This is a genomic window from Candidatus Angelobacter sp., from assembly GCA_035607015.1.
Classification (GTDB): domain Bacteria; phylum Verrucomicrobiota; class Verrucomicrobiia; order Limisphaerales; family AV2; genus AV2.
The window spans coordinates 1-17,375 of the sequence record DATNDF010000271.1 but is presented as its reverse complement, the minus strand read 5'-3'; the positions used below and the strand labels follow the sequence as shown (position 1 = coordinate 17,375).

Genomic DNA, 17,375 nt, shown 5'->3' with positions numbered 1-17,375 from the left:
CGTTTCGCCTGGTCGAGTTGAGCGGACAATTCCCCAAGACGCGTTTCGAGTTGCTGGCGCGTTTTCTGAAGAGTTTCCTCGGCGTCGTGCCGCCCGGAGGCTTCCGCCTTCAAATCGGCCGCCGCTCTGACGATCTGTTCGTCGCGTTGTTTCAACGCGACGTTCAACCGCGCGAGCTCGCTGGTCGATTCCTTCAGCCTCACTTCCGCTTCCGCACGCGCCTTCGCGAGCGCCGCTTCCGCGCTTTCACGTTCTGCCGCCACCGCCTTCACCTGGTTGCGCAGCCTGTCGAGTTCGTGCGCCCGTTCGTTGACCTTCAACTCGGCCTCGTCACGCTCCTTGCTGAGCGCATTTTCAACCTTCTTTCGTTCCGCAAGAACGGCCTTGAGTTCATCGCCAGCGTTCACCATTTCCGCCATGTGCTCTTTCACTCGCCGGGCGAAATCCTCGCGTGTCTTGAGCAGTTCCTCCTCGCTTCGCTTGCACTCGGCGCGCTGATTCTTCAACTCCTGGCGAGCCTTCGCCAGTTCCTCGGCATGGTCCTTGTGGCGGTGGGCAAGCTCCTCGCGCGCTTTGGCCAATTCGAGTTCAACGCGCTTTCGTTCGGCGCTTTCCTTTCCAAGTTCATCGTTCGACGCCGTAAGTCGGGCCGTCAATTCCTTGGTCCGTGATTCCAAATCATGCTGGATCTTCTGCAGGGATTCAGAAACGCGCTTTCGTTCACTGATTTCCGCCTCCAGCGACCTTCCAACCCGGGCCAGATCCTCGCCGTGCTCTTTTTCACGGGCCTCGAGATCGTGCCGCGCTTTGCTCACCGCCTCGACGGCGCGTTCTCGTGCGGCAACTTCCGTTTGCAGCGCCCGTTCCGCTTTGGCAAGTTCGTCGTTGTGGGATTTGAGGCGCGCTTCCAACTCCTGCCGGACCTTTTGAAGATTCTCGGCAGCATGTTTGCGGCCCGTCGCTTCCGCCTCCAATGATTGTTGGATCTTCGCCAGTTCCTCGGTGTGACGCTTAGCGCGCAATTCAATTTCCGCGCGACTCTTTTGCAGCGCGTCCTCCAACTGTTGTCTTGTTGCTTGTTCCCCTTTGAGTTCTTTGCGGCTTTTGGCGAGTTCCTCTTTCTGCTGCCCGACGATTGTTTCCAGTTCTCTTCGCAAATTCTGCAATGCACCTTCGGTCTCCTGACGGCGCGCAGATTCGGACTGGAACGCCTCTCGGGTCTTGCTCAACTCGGTGGTGAATTCCTGGGCGCGCCTGCTCATTTCGTCGCGCAGCTTGGCCGTTTCACTCTCTGCCTTTTGGCGGTTCGCCGCCTCAATTTTTGCGTCGTCCGCGGTTTTGGCCCGCTCAGCCGCGCGCTCACGCAAATGCACTTCCAGATCGGCTCGCGACTGCTGGAGGGTCTGCTCCACTTTTTTGCGTTCAGCGCGCTCCGCTTGCAGCGATTTTGCAGCCTTGTTCACCTCAGCAGTCAAATCGTGAGCCTGTGCCTCAAATGTTTTCCGGACTTCGCTCAGTTCCGCGATCTGGCGCTGACGATCAGTCAGATCGACCACCATCCAGAGCGACCCCTTGAATTCGCCGTCCTCTGTCCGCACGGGAGACGCGGACAGAAACGCGAGGCATTCCGAACCGTCCTTGCGGCGGAAACAGAACTCCTTTCTTACGTCTTTTCCACCCCGCTGGTCAGCGAACAACTCCTGGGCGTCGTGGTGGGCCGATTCGGGAAGAAAATCAATCACCGCACGATTCGCGAGTTCCTCGACTGGATAACCGATGATCGCCGCCATTTGCGGATTTACATAGTCGGTGCGGAACTGTGAGTTGAGCAACCAGGCCCCTTCGTGGGCGGTCTTGACAACGCGGTGAAAGCTTTCCTGACTGCTCCGCAGGGCGTCTTCAACCTCCTTGCGCTCGAAGAATTCCTTCATCTGCTTTTCGGCGATCGTTAATCGCACGGCAAGTGAAGCCGCGTCATACGGCTTGGGTAGAAAATCATTTGCCCCCGCCACCAGCACCTCATTCATGTCCGCCGGCTGGCCGGAGGAGGTGGCCACCATGACGAACACCTTGTCACCACTGGGTTGCCCGCGGACCCACTTGCAGAATTGAAGGCCGTCCATGCCCGGCAGACCGATATCCACGAACATCAACGGGTAAAACTGCTTTTGATAAGCGAGGATGGCTTGTTCAGCATTCTCGTAGGAGACAACCTCATGACCGCGCTCCGCCAGCACCTTCGCCAACAGGCACTGGCTCATCATGTCGTCTTCGACTATCAAGGTCTTCATTTGCGCGCTTTCGTCACAAACACAACAATCCGCGAAACAATGCGAATTGCGTTCTTTCACCGACTACCGCCGCTTGATCAAAACGAGTCAAAAATCCCGTTTACGCCGCAATCCCGCAATGCACAACGCCACGGCAGCAGAATAACTCACCCGTTCCAGCCGACGCAAGACCGCCTTTGCGCCGTTCGATCCCATTCTCATTTAGATCAAATGATCGAAGGTTTCCCGGTTGTGCCGCGTGCCAATATGAGACACGCCGTCTTGGAAGCATCCACAAGACCGGTTCTGCCCGTTCGGATCGCTCATTTTCGTCAGAGACCCGCTCCGCAGCCGCGGCCCGGTCAGAATTGCCAATGCGAAAGCATCTTTAATTCCATTGGATCGAGTTGCGTTGAGTTGGGTTGAGCAAATGAAAAACTCGCGTGAGTTGTCACACGAACAAACGGTGCTGGCGATGAGCGCCGGTCCGTCATTGTTCTCCCGCCAGGCAAGGAAGACTGACCTCGACCGTTGTGCCGACGCCCAGCTCACTCTGGATGTTCATCTGTCCGCCGTGTAGCTCCGTCAGGCGTTTCGCGATCGTGAGCCCCAGGCCCGATCCCTGTTGTTCGTAGATTTTTCGCTCAAACTGCATGTACGCGCCGACCTCTGAAATATGTTCGACTTTCATCCCCCGTCCGCGGTCCGTGATCCGCAGCACGAAATTACCATTCCCCGCCACGCTCTGAACCTGCACCGGACTTCCTGGCGAGGAAAATTTGAAGGCGTTTTCCAAAAGCTCATCGACGATTTTGGTGAAGTAATCCTCCGTGACGGCAGCCGAGGCGTCGCACAATTCGAGGATGAGGTCACTCATGCGCCCGACCCGTTCCGCGCGCACGCGCGAAACGCGCTCGATCGGTTTGCGCAGATCCAGAGTCTGGCCCTCCCGGAGAGCGTGCAATTGGTCGGCCTGCAACAATTCGATCTGTGCGAAGATCAGAAAATTCTCTATCAAACGGTGCAACCGCCGGGCCGAATCCTGAATCGCCTCCGCCATCGAGACAATTTCCCCGGGCTGCAAATGTGTATGGTCGGTGATCAAAATGTCGGAGAACCCGAGGATGCCGTTCAGCGGAGTGAGCAACTCGTGGGGCAGCGCCAGACTGATGTTGGCCCGAAGGTCGGCGAGCTTTCGTTCGGCGAGCTCACGCACGGTTTGGTGTTTCTTCAACCTTGCATTTACGGCTGCCAGCAATTGTGGCACGCTGAACGGCTTTGAAAGGTAATCGTCCGCTCCGAGTTCCATGCCCTGACGCATGCCGGCGGTATCAGCCTGGCCCGTCATGAGGATCACCGGGATCGGCGCCGTGACATTGTCCTGCCGCAGGGCAGCCAGAGTCCTGTAACCGTCCATCTTCTCCATCCGCACGTCGCATAGAATCAGGTCCGGCATTTGCGCGGAAGCCAGCTGGACGCCAATGATCCCATTGTCAGCCTGGATTACCTCAAATCCGGCGTGCTCCAGAGAGAACACAATGACTTCCCGCAACGCTGGATCGTCATCGATGACTAAAATCTTCGGCATGGCGCTTCGGCTCTTGTCAGATGATTTCGGGTCGAACTGTCGGCGGACATACTCCGGCTTGCCCGTTTGGAGAATGGAAGAAACCGGGCCGCTGCATCCGCAGAGGTATTATTCGGGTTTTTGCGATCTTCACCGGCCATAAATCGGTCAATTTGCGGCTGACGTTATGGCACGCGAAGCAGGTTGACTACCAATAAATTTTCGAGAACGGAATTTGTTGGAGGGGGAGATTACTTGCCGGAATGTTGAGGAGCAGCCCCCTGCGGACTGCTCATACCGCGCCGTCGAGACAGCGCCGCACCGTCCGGGCAAGTGTCAAAGGTTGAAAGGGTTTTTGCAGAAAATTAAATCCCTCACGCAATCCCGCTTCCTCGCCGCCGAGTTCCACGCTGTATCCGCTCGTGAAAACCACCCGCAGACCTGGTTTCTGCTTTTGGACTTCTCTGGCGAGGTCGCCGCCGTCCACACCGCCGGGAAGTACCATGTCCGTCAGCATCAGATCAATCTGGGGACCGCTTTTCTCCCACACTTTGAGCGCGTCGTTGGCCGTCGCCGCTTCCAATACATGATAGCCATAATGCTGAAGCACGCCCCGCATCAGACCGCGCAACGCTGTTTCATCTTCGACAACCAGGATGGTTTCGTGACCACCGCGTGAAACGGGTTTTTCCAGAGAGCCCGCCGCCGCCGCGGTGTCGGCCTTTCCCGCCGGGAGAAACACAGTGAATGTAGATCCCATTCCGACGCGGCTTTCCACCTCGGTCCAGCCGTTGTGCAACTTGGCGATGCCGTACACGGTGGCCAGGCCAAGGCCGGTACCCTTCCCTACCTCCTTGGTTGTAAAGAACGGTTCAAAGATTCGTCCAAGCGTTCCTTCGTCCATGCCGGTACCTGTATCGCTGACCCCGAGGCAGACGAAATTCCCGGCACGGGCTTCCGGATGGTCCCTTACATAGCCCTCGTCGATTTCCGCGGCAAATGTGCTGATGATCAATTGACCTCCTTTTGGCATCGCATCGCGCGCGTTGACGGACAGATTCATGAGCAGTTGCTCGATCATGCCCACGTCCGCCAGCACCGGAGCCAGATTTGCGGCATAGTTGCACTGCAGGGTGATCTGCTCACCCAGCAGACGATTCAGCATCTTTGTGACATTACCCACCGCCTCGTTCAAATCCACCACCTTCGGCTGCATCACCTGGCGGCGGCTGAAGGTTAGAAGCTGTCGGGTGAGGTTCGCCGCGCGCGCGGCAGCATGTGAGATTTGTTTGAGCGCTTCGGTCATCTGGGGCGAAGCGGGCGTTTCGGCGAGCAACAACTCCGCGTGGCCCTGAATGATGGTTAGGATGTTGTTGAAATCGTGCGCCACTCCTGCCGCGAGCTGTCCCACCGACTCCATTTTTTGCGATTGCCGCAATTGCGCCTCCAGCGTGAGTCGTTCGGTGATGTCAAACGCGTAACATTGCACGACTTGACTGACCAGGATCGGAAAAAAAGACCATGATATCGTCCTTCCATCCATGGTGGTTTCCATCCCCGTCGTGCTCTTGCCGGTGCCGAGGCAGGAATCGATGATGTCCTTCATGCGCGGCGGCAAAATCTCACGCGGGTTGCTTTTTCCCAGGAGGCGCGCAACCTGTTGAGCGGCGTCGTTGAAATAGGTGAGTTTGCCGTCCGCTGACAGTTCAAACACTGGATTCGGACTGTAAAGAGGAAAGGCGGCCAGCTTTTGGATCTCCGCCTCGGCGGTCTTGCGTTCGGTGATATCGCGATAATTGATGACAATCGCGTGGACGCCCGGTTCGGTCAGAAGGTTTTTGGCCGCACCCTCGGTCCACCGCCACGAACCGTCGCGATGACGGAACCGGCACTCCAACCGCGCCGTGTGCCCGGCCTTTAGAGCCAGCGCATTGACCAGACTTATGGTCCGCTCAGCATCTTCCGCGTGAATCAAATCAAAGAGCCGGGTTCCCACGAATTCTTCATTGCGATGACCGATGATTCGTTCGGTCGACGGCCCCGCATAAAGGACCATCCCTGCCGGATCCAAAAGCACAATGCCATCGGAACTGTTCTCGATGAGCGCGCGAAAACGCTTCTCGCTTTGCCGCAATTCCTCTTCGGCGCGCTTGCGTTCGGTAACATCACGCGAAACAACGAGCACCTTGTCCACCTTCCCCTGCTCGTCGTGAATAACACTGCCCTGGGATTCGATGTACCGAATGCTTCCATCGTGACGAAGGAAACGGTATTCGCCGCGGGTTCCCGTGCCCGTGCGCACCGTTTCTTCAAAAACCTGTTTGATCCGCGCAACATCTTCAGGATGGATCTCCTTGAAGGAACTCGTGCCCCGCAAGGACTGCGGGTCTCCGAGGATCTCTTTGTACGACGCACTGTTGTAAAGCCGGTTACCCCGCGGATCGAGGATCGCAATCAGGTCCGTGACGTTGTCCGTGATTAACCGGAACAGTTCCTCACTCTGTCTCAGTTTCACTTCGGCCTGTCTTTTCTCAAGGGCGCCTTGGATGGCGGCGGTGATCCGGCTGATGTGGCTCTTCAGCACGTAGTCGGCCGCGCCCGCCGTCATGCACCTGACGGCGGTCTCCTCGTTGTTGCTGCCGGTCACGATGATGAACGTCGCCTGGGGCGCGCGCTCCTGCGCCAGCCTCAGGGCTTCCAGCCCGTCGCAATCCGGCAGGTGGTAGTCGGACAGGATCACGTCGGGACGAAAATCGTCGAGCCCCGCCAGGTAATCCGCCCTGGTCGAGACGTGACGCGCGTCGAAGTTGTCCTTGTTCCTTTGCAGTTCTTTCAGAATCAGGTCCGCGTCATTGGCCTCGTCCTCCAGGATCAGGATGCGCAATTTGTCAGTCATTATTTCCGGAGCTGGCGTTAAAACATCCAAGGAACCTTAAAACCTTGTCACGTCCCCGCGTGCTCGATGTCAACTTTAGGCCACCGTTCCTCGAAACTCAATTTCAAAGCGCGCGGCTCCGTTACGCGCGATGGTCAAGCAATCGGCCAAAATCTAACTTGCGCCGGACAAAGGCGTTGTTTAGCGTGTCGCCCCGCTTGCGGGGGTTGGTAGCTCAGTGGTAGAGCAGCGGCCTTTTAAGCCGTTGGTCGTGGGTTCGAGTCCCACCCGACCCACCACTTCACACGCCTCCGGTCCGCTGGCCGGCTCACGCTAAAATCCAAACTGCCGGATTGCTGAAATAACGTAATCGACCTGCTCGTCCGTCAATTCGGGATACATGGGCAGTGGCAGGATTTTCCGGCACACTTCTTCGGCCACCGGGAAATCGCCGGCTCGATAACCAAGGTCGGCGTAGACCTTCTGCAAATGCAGCGGTTGCGGATAATAGATGATTGTCGGCACACCACGGTCCGCCAGAAACTGCTGCAACGCGTCGCGACTGGACGTCAATACGGCATAGACGTGGAAGACATGCCCGTTGCCACGGGCCGTCACCGGCAGTCCGAGTGGCAAACCTCCCAGCCCTTTGTCATAGTGAGCAGCGATTTCAGCTCTCCGCCCGTTCCAGCGTTCCAGGCACGGCAGTTTGATCCGCAGAATCGCCGCCTGAAGTTCGTCGAGCCGTGTGTTGTAACCGTGGAGATCATGATGGTATCGCCGCTCGATTCCATGCACGCGCAACATCCTCAGCTTCTTCGCCAGCGGCTCGTCGTTCGTGACAATCATCCCACCGTCGCCGCCAGCACCCAGATTTTTCGTCGGATAAAAACTGAAGCAGCCGGCCCGACCGCAGCCGCCAACCCGCCTCCCGTCGCACGTCGCACCTGTCGCCTGCGCGCAGTCTTCGACAATCTGGATGCCGCGCGGTTCGGCAAGCTCCTTGAAGTCTTTCAGCGCCGCGGCCTGACCGAACAAATGGATCGGCAGGATGACTTTTGTGCGGGGCGTGATTCTTTTCGACACCGCAGCCGGATCGAGAGTGAACGTTCGCGGGTCAATGTCGGCAAAAACAACCCTCGCGCCAACCTGGTGAATGGACTCGGCCGGCGCAATATACGTAAACGGGGAAGTGATGACTTCGTCTCCCGGTCCAACGCCCAGCGCCCGCAAAGCCAATGTCAACGCATCCGAACCCGAGTTCACTCCGACGCCAAACTTTGTTCCGGTGAACTCGGCCATTTCCTGTTCAAAGGCGGCCACGTTTGGACCGAGTATGTAGTGGCCCCCGGCAAGCGTTCGTTCGACCGCCGGGAGCAACTCCTCTTTCAACGACGCGTATTGCGCCTGGAGGTTCAGAAATGGAACGTTCATTTTCCCGGCCTGGTTCGGGGAATACGTTGCGCAATGTTGCGCCGGCGCATCGGAATGGCACCTCTATCATTGAAACAGCGGGGTGTTGTTTGATAAGCCGCACCGGCCGGTGGGCGCGGCGCACTTTCGAGATAACGCATGTCGCCGGATCAAACCACAACACCGTGAACTCGACAAGCCGATGCTTCGTTCGGATAGCCGGCTTCAGGCTGTTTCCTTCTTTGTATTTCTCAAGACCGCCTTGGTACAGCCACATCCGGCCGGTGCGTCCAATCCACCCATGACAGCCGGTCCGTGCCTCAATCGTGTGGTCCGCGGCAATGGCCGGGGCAGAAATAAGGCGCGATCGCAAAAATTTCCTTCGCACTTTGAGAGACGAGTGGTTTAACTGCTTTTCATGAACGTCAAGCTCGCTTACGGCCAGACCCATTTGACCGTCGAATTGCCGGACGATCGCACGACCATCATCGAACCGTCCCACAACCCGGGATTATCCGGCGAAAAGTCCGCGGTTACGGCCGCGCTGCAGCAGCCAATCGGCGCGCGACCGCTGCGTGAATGGATCAAGCCCTCCCACCGGGTTTGCATCGCATTCACTGATCTGACCCGTGCCACGCCCAATGAACGCATCATTCCCTGGTTGCTTGAACATTTGGACGGTGTCGTGCCGCGTGCAAATATCACCCTGTTGAACCAACTGGGCACACACCGTCCAAACACCCGGCTTGAATTGGAGAAAATGCTCACGGCAGAGGTTGTCGCGCATTACCGGGTTCTGAACCACGAACCGGAGAATCCCGCCGCGCTGGTCCAGTTCGGCGCGACGCGAGACAACACACCGGCGCTGATCAACCGCCATCTCGTCGAGGCGGACGTGCGCATCATCACCGGTTTCATTGAACCGCATCTGTTCGCCGGGTTCAGTGGAGGACCGAAGGGCGTCATGCCCGGCTGCGCCGGGTTGAAGACGGTCATGAGCAATCACGGCGCGAAGAACATTGGCGACCCGCGCGCGGCGTTCGGAATCACCACCGGCAATCCCTTGTGGGAGGAGTTGCGCGACATTGCCCTGCGCATAGGCCCGTGCTTTTTGCTCAACGTGTCTCTTAACGAACGCAAGCAAATCACCGGTGTGTTTGCCGGCGACCTGCTCGACGCTCACAAGACGGGCTGCGAATTCGTCCGTCGATCCGCGATGCAAAAAGTGAAGACGCCGTTCGACGTTGTCGTGACGACCAACAGTGGTTACCCGCTCGACTTGAATTTGTATCAGGGCGTCAAGGGCATGAGCGCCGCGGCGCGCATCGTTCGGGAACACGGCACCATTATTCTGGCGTGTGAATGTCGCGAAGGCGTGCCGGCCGGCAGTCCGCTGGACACCCTGCTCCGCGGCGCCGCTACCCCGGAAGAGATTCTCACGATGCTCGCAACACCGGGCTTCGTCCGGCCGGAACAATGGCAGGCGCAGATCCAGGCACTCGTCCAGCGCAAAGCCACCGTGCTTGTTCACAGCTCGCTTCCTGACGACGTGATCCGCGCCTGTCACCTGACACCCTGCCCGGACATCGGCGCGGCGGTGAAAGAACGCCTCCATCAAGCCGGTCCGCAGGCGCTCGTCGCCGTGTTGCCACAAGGCCCGTTGACGATTCCTTACCTGGCTTGACCAACGCCGAGCCCGGGCCGGGCACTATCGCCTGCGCCTGACTTGACGCGAGGGACCGACGGCAACGATACTTTCCGCCATTGCAATTTGTGCTCCCCCATCTTACAACCTCATCATTCCTTGAAAATCACGAACTCCTAACGAACGAGCCATGAACCGCATTTTATCATCGCTGCTGGGCATCTCACTGATTTCGACCGCGGCCTTTGCATCCGGGCTGAAATATTCCATCATGCCGGATTTTTTTGAGAAAAACCCGGACGACAAGCCCCTCGGCCCCTGCCACGGCGGCGTGGTGATTGACAAGACGGGCAATATTTACGTCACCACCGACACGCCCCGCGGCATCGTGGTCTTTTCATCCCGCGGAAAATTCCTGCGCTCGGTCGGTCCGACGCGGATTCATGGATTGGAGATTCGCGAAGAGAACGGTGTGGAATACATCTACGGGGCGCGCCCGGCTGATCACGAGGTGGTCAAACTCAAGCTCGATGGCGAGCTGTTGTGGGCGATTCACTTTCCGCAGGAGGCGGGAATCTACAAGGACGAGAAGGGATTCAATCCGTGCGCTGTCACCGTCGGGCCCGACGGTTCGATCTTTATCGCTGATGGCTACGGCGCAAACTACGTGCTCAAGTACGACAAGGACCGCAAGTTTGTGAAAGCCTTTGGCGGACCCGGCGAGGCGGAGGGTAAGTTCAAGACCTGTCACGGCATCGCGCTCGACACGCGCCAGGGCAAACCGCTCTTGCTGGTTTGCAATCGCAATAACAATCGCGTGGAATACTGGGACCTCGACGGCAATTTCGTGAAGATCATCCAGAAAGACCTTCGCATGCCTGCCGCCGTGCATATCCGGGGCGACTACGCCGTGTTTCCGGAGTTGCAGGGGCGCGTCACTGTTCTCGACAAAGACGGCAACATCGTTGCCCAGGTTGGTGACAATCCCAACGAGAAGCAGCGTGCGAATTTCGGCCTGCCGCCCGATCAGTGGACGGTCGGCATTTGCAACTCGCCGCACGGGGCTTCGATTGACAAGGACGGAAACCTCATCGTGTCCGAGTGGAGCCAGTTCGGCCACCTCCACAAATTCACTCTCACAAAGTAGCGACTAATGGCGCGCAGCCGCTTCGCGGAGGTTTCGCCATGAAATAAAATGCCCGCGGCGCATTTTTATTAATCGACAGGAATTTCCATGCTGTGCATCTCCCGGCAATTCTGTAACTGGTCGTGCTTGTGCCCCCTGCTCCTCCCATTGATTGCGGGCGCGGCGCATGCGGCGGCGCCGGTCGTGAACTGGCCGCAATTTCGCGGGCCCGGCGCCATGGGAGTCGCCGACAACCCTGATCTGCCCGATCACTGGAGCACCAACGAGAATGTCGCCTGGAAAACCGAGGTTCCCGGACGCGGCTGGTCTTCCCCCATCGTATGGGGCGAGCGGGTGTTTCTGACCACCGTCGCCAGTGAAGGAGAAATGGAGCCGCCGAAGAAGGGTCTCTATTTTGGCGGCGAACGCCGGGAAATCTCCAAGGCCACACACCGCTGGCTGGTCCTGTGTCTCGATCTAAAAACCGGGCGCGAACTGTGGCTGCAGGAAGCCTGGCGCGGCACGCCATTAAATACTTTACACCTGAAGAACACCTACGCTTCCGAAACGCCCGTGACCGACGGAGAACGGGTCTATGCCTGTTTCGGCAACGTCGGTGTGTTCTGCTACGACTTCGATGGTCGCAAACTCTGGTCCACCAACTGGCCACCCGTGAAAACACGGAACGGCTGGGGCTCGGCCGCTTCACCGGTGCTCCACAAGGACCGGCTGTTCGTGGTGAACGATAACGACGAAAAGGCCTTCGTTGTTGCGCTCGACACTAAGACCGGACGTGAGCTCTGGCGCGTGGATCGCGACGAAAAAAGCAACTGGGCGACTCCTTACATCTGGCAGAACGAACAACGCACCGAATTGATCACGTCCGGCACCCGGAAAGTTCGCAGCTACGACCTCGACGGCAGGCTGCTCTGGGAATTCGGCGGCATGTCCTCGATTGTCATTCCGACGCCCATCTCGAAATTCGGTCTGCTTTACGTGTGCTCGGGCTACGTCGGCGACAAGGTGCGCCCCGTGTTTGCGATCAAACCGGGCGCAACCGGCGACATCAGCCTCAAACCGGGCGAGACGAACAACGCGTTCATCGCCTGGTGTCAGCCCATCGCCGCCCCTTACAACCCATCCCCACTGCTCTACGGCGATTATTTCTATGTGCTGTTCGATTTCGGATTCCTGTCCTGCCACGACGCGCGCACCGGCGCGCAGATTTATGATAAGCAACGCATCCGCCCCGAGGGCAACACCTCATTCACGGCATCGCCCTGGGCGGCGAATGGAAAAATTTTCGCATTGAGCGAGGACGGCGATACGTTCGTTTTCGAGGCTGGACCCGAGTTTCGCCTGCTGCACAGGAATTCGCTCGATGAAATGTGCATGGCCACGCCGGCGCTGGCCGGGGATCGGCTGCTGATCCGCACGCTAACGAAGCTTTACTGTTTCAGGAACACCCGGTGAAACAACCATTGAGAACACACCGGATGCCTGGCTGCGGCGTCCGCATTTGGCTTTTCATTTGAGTTGTTTCACCTGTGCCGGCCCTACACAGGCAAACCAGAGACCGTGGTCAAACACCGTGGACTCACGCTTGTAAGTAACGACTTGAGCAGGCGCCAGGTGCTCCTCCCATTCCGCTGCTTTCATTCCTGCGTTGCAACCAAAGAGGTAGACCAACCGCATCCCGTGGTTCACGGAGACATCCTCCCATGCTCCCGGCTTGTTGTCGGCGCCAAAAATGCACATGCGCAGGAAACGAAAATTTTGCCCCGTATCGGTAGCGCCGATGTCCGGCGGTCCGACGCCCAGCTTTTCAGCGGAATAGTAAGCGCAGGCATATCCATCCCCGCCATGCGTGGCGAGGATGAGCACCTTTCCATGAGCCAGAGCCGCCCGCAGAGTCTGCTTGTCCAACCGGTCCAGAACTATGGATCCCTTTCCCCAGCGCTGTTTGGCTTCCAGGGAAATGCGATACAATCCCACCGCGTAACCCCAGCGCGGCACAGGAATGCCCTCGTCGTAGAGGAAGTAAACCGCCGCGCCGTCACCGCTGGTTCGCGTAAGCGATGTCGCATGGACAACGAGGAGGACAATGATCGGTAGAAGCGCCAAAACAAGGGAATTGGCGGCGTAGGAAAGGTGAACTGCCCCTGGCCAACGCGCGACTCTTTTGAGCACAGGGATCGGTCGCGTGGACCCCGCGAGGGCCAACCCCAGCGACGCCATCCACAATCCCACCAAAACGATCAACGGCAACAACAGCGCGTATGTGAGATACGGCTCCCAATGCTCGATGAACGGCCGCGCGAAATCGGGGAAGCAAATGAGAAGGAACATCTCACTGGCTTCGAAAAGAGCATCGACCAGCAACCACGCCAGCGCAACAAAACCGGCCGCCATCGCCCGCGCGCAATGGAGAGCGACAAATGCATCTGTTACCGGGCCGCGCCACAACCTGAGCAACGGATAAAATCCAAGATAGCAGGCCGTACCCGAGCAACGTTTTGTCCAGCCGATTGGCATTTTTGCCATAGCCACACGATGAGCTTCTCGCTTCCAACACCGCAAATACCTTCGCACTTTTCACAGACTCATGACTCGCCGGAGCGATCATGCGCAGGAACGAAAGATGTACCCGAATTCCGGATCTTGAATCGGGCAACCCCTACGTCGAAGATCTGTCGCACCGTTGAAGGCGGCCCGATTGAATATCCAAGCATACACAAGCGCCGGCGTTGACGACAATAAAAGTTTGGGCGGGCCGTTAACCAGTCGTCTGCGCCCCGAAGCGTTGTTGTCGAGAGCACCACGCGGGTGCAGGGCGCGAAGTTCCGCCTCCACCTCCGGCGGGTTTAGGACTGTTCTCCTGCGGTACTTGGCAGAAGCCATCTGACCGGCATCAACGTGACACCGATCCTGTATTGCATCGATTGGTTGCGTTGATCGTCGCGTCGCGTTACTCATTCGTCATGAACTCAAGGCTGCTGGTTTCCATGGCAATTCTCACGGTTGGATTTGGAGGTGCTGTCCGGGCTGGGGTTGTGTTTTCCGGGGAAAAGAAGCTGAACAATCTCGTTTCGGAGCTGCTCGAAGTTTCTTTCGATTCGAAATCGGGCCCGCCGTTCACGTTTACGCGAACAAGTGACGGCTGGATTTTCATTTCCTCAGTCTTCGATGGAAAAGGGGCTGCCCGCGTCTTTCTGGATAAAGAATCGGATCCCGTGATCGTTCACGCCACTAAAGGCGGTCGCGAGGCGATGCGCCACGTGACCAAGGGGCAGCACGCGATTCGGTTCGAATGTGACGGCAATGTCACCCTGGATAAACTCGAGGTCAGGGCGATTCCCGAACTTATCCATTGTGGACTGGGATTCAATCCGGAGATCAAATCGTACGGCCTGTATGACATGGACTTTCTCAAGGCGGATATTTTGCCAAATGTCACGACGCTGATTGTTCCCGGCAATATCCAGCTTTCCGAGCCGGTGATTGCTGACTGGCATCGTCAGGGCAAAAGGTTCGTCGCGGAGGTCGGAATAGATTCTCAGAGCAAGACGGCCGAGGAGCATTCCAAGTACTGGACCGGTTTCTACGACAAGGCGCCTTTTCTGGACGGCATCATAATTGACGAATTCATCGTCAACAAACCTGTTGCGGAATGGACCGAACTGACTTCCGAGCGTCGCGCGCGAATGAAGCGGGAACGGGAGCAGTACGTGATTTACGGAGAGGCGCTCAAAGAACTCCGCGCGGACGACCGCTACAAAAACAAGATGCTGTACGCCTATTTCGGCGGCAGTGGCAAAAAATTGAACCAGGAAATAATCGGTACGAATTTCGTTCGAACGATCATTGACTGCGGCTTCCGCGTTGTTCCCGAACGTTATCTTCATGAAATGTCCAGCGAACAGGGTTCCAGAGACGCCTTGCAGGCCTTCGTGGACGGCATCACCGACTGGGGAACGAAGGAACCGGGAGTGAAGCGGCAGATGGCGATAGCGTTCGGGCTTTTCTCCATGCCTCCCGGCGGCCTCAACAAACAGCCGAACGTCGATTACCACGTCTGGATGGATCAACAGATGAATGTCGCTGCAAATCATCCGGCGTTGTCGGGTATCAGCGGTCTGGAATGGTGGACATCCCTTTTGGCCGACGAGGAAACGGTGCGATTCGTCGGCAAGCTTTACCGTCACTATGCCATCGAGGGCAGAACCGGGAGGCTGACCAGCGACCCGCTCTTCCTCACCCATATACAAAACGCGGATTTCGAGAAGGGTACCGACGCGTGGACGTTACATCCGGCGGAAGAGGGAAGCATCGCAGTCAAACGTTTTTCGAGATACGGCAGGATTGAAGGGCGGTTCATGGGGCTCGGTCGTCCCGCCGATCCGGAACATATCGGGGACACCTTTCTCTGGATGAAAAGGAGCGAGAAGGGGCCGAACACATTTTCACAAACCATCAAGGACCTTGAACCGGGCCGGCTTTACTCCATGAAAATGTTTGCGTGCGACTACAACGATCTTGTAAATCCGAAAGCCAGGAAACGTGAGGAAGCAACCGGGTTCATCGGTTCTGTGACTCTCGAAGGTGTGGAAGTCGAAGCGAAGCGATCATTCATCGAAATGTATTCCTCGAATCCAGAACCCAAAATACCGGTCTGGATCACTTATCATTGGAAAGTTTTCCGAGCCAAGGGCGCGATCGCAAAGCTGACCGTTTCGGACTGGCCAGACGCGAAGAAACCAAGCGACTCATTTGGTCAGGAACAGGCCTTTAATTTTTTGGAAATCCAACCGTATCATGAGTAAAGATAGGCGGCTGAATGGGCAGGCAACGGTGGTGCGTTTGAACTTGTTGAACGTCTTTTCCTTCGACGCGCGTCTTTAATTTAGAACATCCGCGTCAGGCGCATGACCAGTGTCACAAACCCTCGGTGGAACCCGCGACTCGACTTGTCGCAACAGGCCCCGGCGAAATGGATTTCACTTCGTATCCAAACGCGGGCTGGCGCAGAAATCCTCAAAACGGTAGCGTGCGGTCATGAATCCGGCTCGCGTTGTTGTCGCGCTCATTGCCCTCGCTTGGATCCTGCCCGGCCGGCTCGCCGCCGGATCGAACGAGGGTTGGTTCGATTTCGCGCCGCCCAGCGACCGGTTTGATCCGGTCGCGCTGCTTGATCTGCGTTCGCTCAACGAGAAGTTTGCCGGCCAACACGGATTCATCGCCACGAAAGGCGGCCAGTTTATCTTCAGCCAGACAGGCGAACCAATCCGCTTCTGGGCGGTGAACGGTCCGCCGCATGGTGTCAATGCTCCCGCGGAGTTGCGCCGCGTCGCGCGGATGCTGGCCAAGCGCGGCGTGAATCTGGTTCGCGTCCACGGCCCGATGTTCGACAACGATGGCAACGTCGATCCAGCGAAGGTCCGGCACGCGCTGGACATTGTCGCGGCGATGAAAGCCGAGGGCATCTACACGCATTTTTCGATATACTTCCCGCTCTGGCTCAAGCCGAAGGCCGGGACGCCATGGCTCAAGGGTTACGATGGCACGAAGAACCCGTTCGCGGCGCTTTTCTTCAATCCGGACTTCCAGGTGCAGTATCGCTCGTGGTGGAGCGCGTTGCTCACGACGCCCGGCGCAGACGGCCGACGGTTGGCGGATGAACCGGCGGTCATGGGTCTGGAAATGCAGAATGAGGACTCATTCTTTTTCTGGACGTTCGGCGACCGAAACATTCCGGACGGGGAGCTCCGGCTGCTGGAGGAACAATTCGGCGACTGGTTGAAGGGTAGATACGGTTCGATTGACGCCGCCCTGGCAAAATGGGGAGGAACAAAGCTGAACCGCGACGTTCCGTCCGAGGGGCGCGCGGGATTTCGCCCGCTTTGGAACATGTCTCACGAGCGAACCACTCGCGATCAGGACACCGCCCGGTTTCTGCTCGAAACGCAGGTGCGATTTTATCGCGAGACGTATGCCTTTCTGCGGGAGCTGGGATTTCACGGAGTGATCACGGCGTCGAACTGGGCCACTGCCGATCCGCAGGTGCTTGGACCGCTCGAAAAACTCAGTTACACCGTCGGCGATTTCATTGATCGTCACGGATATTTCTCCTGCCTGCACAAGGGCGAGGCCGCCGAGTGGTCCATCCGCAACGGACACACTTTTGCGGACCGGAGTGCGCTGCGTTTCGACCCGATGGAACCGGGCAAACCGAAACAGTTCGTTCATCCGGCGATGGACCCGGCCTACGACGACAAACCATCCATGATCTCGGAGACGACCTGGAACCGACCGAACCGCTACCGCAGTGAAGCACCGTTGTACTTTGCCTGCTACGGAGCGCTGCAGGACACAGACGCGATCGTGCATTTCGCGCTCGACGGCTCGAAATGGAGTGTGAAGCCCGGTTTTTGGATGCAACCATGGACCCTCATGGCGCCGTCCCAGGTCGGACAGTTCCC

10 protein-coding genes and 1 tRNA gene are annotated in these 17,375 nt (G+C 57.8%); 6 read left to right on the top strand and 5 right to left on the bottom strand.

Annotation, left to right across the window (positions count from 1 at the left end):
* From VN887_11070 to VN887_11060, 3 genes are all read right to left on the bottom strand, one after another.
* On the bottom strand, positions 1-2,291 hold a 2,291-nt coding region (locus VN887_11070), incomplete at its 3' end, for a response regulator (GenBank protein ID HXT40546.1).
* A 469-nt stretch (positions 2,292-2,760) separates the two neighbouring features.
* On the bottom strand, positions 2,761-3,858 hold the full coding sequence (locus VN887_11065; protein HXT40545.1) for a hybrid sensor histidine kinase/response regulator: 1,098 nt from the start codon (positions 3,856-3,858) through the stop codon (positions 2,761-2,763).
* A 271-nt stretch (positions 3,859-4,129) separates the two neighbouring features.
* On the bottom strand, positions 4,130-6,733 hold the full coding sequence (locus tag VN887_11060; protein HXT40544.1) for a PAS domain S-box protein: 2,604 nt from the start codon (positions 6,731-6,733) through the stop codon (positions 4,130-4,132).
* Positions 6,734-6,936: 203 nt separating this feature from the next.
* Between VN887_11060 and VN887_11055 the strand changes: the two genes are divergently transcribed.
* A tRNA-Lys gene (locus VN887_11055) sits at positions 6,937-7,011 on the top strand.
* A 34-nt stretch (positions 7,012-7,045) separates the two neighbouring features.
* Here VN887_11055 and VN887_11050 read toward each other — a convergent pair.
* Positions 7,046-8,146, bottom strand: coding sequence for a DegT/DnrJ/EryC1/StrS family aminotransferase (locus tag VN887_11050; GenBank protein ID HXT40543.1), 1,101 nt, complete (start codon positions 8,144-8,146; stop codon positions 7,046-7,048).
* Positions 8,147-8,543: 397 nt separating this feature from the next.
* On the opposite strand from VN887_11050, the gene larA reads away from it, so the two are divergent.
* From larA to VN887_11035, 3 genes are all read left to right on the top strand, one after another.
* Complete coding sequence (gene larA, locus VN887_11045) at positions 8,544-9,809, top strand: nickel-dependent lactate racemase (GenBank protein HXT40542.1); 1,266 nt, start codon at positions 8,544-8,546, stop codon at positions 9,807-9,809.
* Positions 9,810-9,960: 151 nt separating this feature from the next.
* Positions 9,961-10,917, top strand: coding sequence for a 6-bladed beta-propeller (locus VN887_11040; protein HXT40541.1), 957 nt, complete (start codon positions 9,961-9,963; stop codon positions 10,915-10,917).
* Between the two features lie 87 nt (positions 10,918-11,004).
* Positions 11,005-12,369: a PQQ-binding-like beta-propeller repeat protein gene (locus tag VN887_11035; protein HXT40540.1), complete on the top strand. Its 1,365-nt coding sequence runs from the start codon at positions 11,005-11,007 to the stop codon at positions 12,367-12,369.
* A 54-nt stretch (positions 12,370-12,423) separates the two neighbouring features.
* Here VN887_11035 and VN887_11030 read toward each other — a convergent pair whose 3' ends face one another.
* Entirely contained in the window at positions 12,424-13,440 is a 1,017-nt protein-coding gene (locus VN887_11030) for a hypothetical protein (protein ID HXT40539.1), read from the bottom strand.
* 437 nt (positions 13,441-13,877) lie between these two features.
* Here VN887_11030 and VN887_11025 point away from each other — a divergent pair, with 437 nt between their 5' ends.
* The gene (locus tag VN887_11025; GenBank protein HXT40538.1) at positions 13,878-15,719 is read left to right on the top strand and encodes a hypothetical protein; all 1,842 of its coding nucleotides are present in this window, start codon (positions 13,878-13,880) and stop codon (positions 15,717-15,719) included.
* A gap of 232 nt (positions 15,720-15,951) precedes the next feature.
* A partial coding sequence (locus VN887_11020) for a hypothetical protein (protein HXT40537.1) occupies positions 15,952-17,375 on the top strand: 1,424 nt, incomplete at its 3' end.

Excerpts from the sequence above, each read along its gene's own strand:
- VN887_11065 (HXT40545.1), bottom strand. The coding sequence starts at position 3,858 with ATGCCGAAGATTTTAGTCATCGATGACGATCCAGCGTTGCGGGAAGTC.
- VN887_11060 (HXT40544.1), bottom strand. The coding sequence starts at position 6,733 with ATGACTGACAAATTGCGCATCCTGATCCTGGAGGACGAGGCCAATGAC.
- VN887_11050 (HXT40543.1), bottom strand. The coding sequence starts at position 8,146 with ATGAACGTTCCATTTCTGAACCTCCAGGCGCAATACGCGTCGTTGAAA.
- larA (HXT40542.1), top strand. The coding sequence starts at position 8,544 with ATGAACGTCAAGCTCGCTTACGGCCAGACCCATTTGACCGTCGAATTG.
- VN887_11040 (HXT40541.1), top strand. The coding sequence starts at position 9,961 with ATGAACCGCATTTTATCATCGCTGCTGGGCATCTCACTGATTTCGACC.
- VN887_11035 (HXT40540.1), top strand. The coding sequence starts at position 11,005 with ATGCTGTGCATCTCCCGGCAATTCTGTAACTGGTCGTGCTTGTGCCCC.
- VN887_11030 (HXT40539.1), bottom strand. The coding sequence starts at position 13,440 with ATGGCAAAAATGCCAATCGGCTGGACAAAACGTTGCTCGGGTACGGCC.
- VN887_11025 (HXT40538.1), top strand. The coding sequence starts at position 13,878 with ATGAACTCAAGGCTGCTGGTTTCCATGGCAATTCTCACGGTTGGATTT.